The sequence below is a fragment of the Paenibacillus rhizoplanae genome (genome assembly GCF_042684125.1).
GTDB classification, from domain to species: Bacteria; Bacillota; Bacilli; order Paenibacillales; family Paenibacillaceae; genus Paenibacillus_AQ; species Paenibacillus_AQ rhizoplanae.
In genome coordinates, this window is the sequence record NZ_JBHUKY010000098.1 from 1 (window position 1) to 585 (window position 585).

Consider the following 585-nt stretch of genomic DNA (forward strand, 5'->3'; position numbering starts at 1 on the left):
CGGTGTACGATTTCTCCCGCCTCAATCCGGTATCCCCGGATTTTCACCTGCTCGTCGATTCGGCCCATGTATTCCAGCTTCCCGTCCGGCAGCCATCTCGCCAGGTCTCCCGTCCGGTACATCCGCTCCCCAGGTTCAAACGGGTTGTCCACGAACTTCTCCGCCGTCAGCTCCGGACGGTTCATGTATCCGCGCGCCAAGCCGTCTCCTGCGATGCACAGCTCCCCTGGCACCCCGATCGGCTGCGGCTTGTTCGACCGGTCGACGACATACGTGCGAACGTTCGGCAGCGGCTTGCCGATTCCAACCTTCTCCGTTTGCCGAGTTACCGCCTCTTGCGTCGCGTAAATGGTGGCCTCCGTCGGCCCGTAGATGTTCTCGATTCGGGCATGCGGCCACTGCTCGCATGCTCGCCAAGCCGTCTCCGTCGGCAACGCTTCGCCCGCGATAAACAGGTATTGCAATGATAGAGCCGCTCCCCCGCTCCTTTCCGCCTCCGCCATGAACAGCTGCAGCATGGAAGGAACAAAGTTGACATGCGTCACCCGGTTATCCCCAATGACTTGGAGCAGCTCCCCTGGATCT

1 protein-coding gene is annotated in these 585 nt (G+C 61.2%); it reads right to left on the bottom strand.

The window, feature by feature from the left end:
* Positions 1 to 585 (bottom strand): AMP-binding protein (locus ACFSX3_RS33335; RefSeq protein ID WP_379313708.1); only part of this gene is annotated, 585 nt, incomplete at both ends.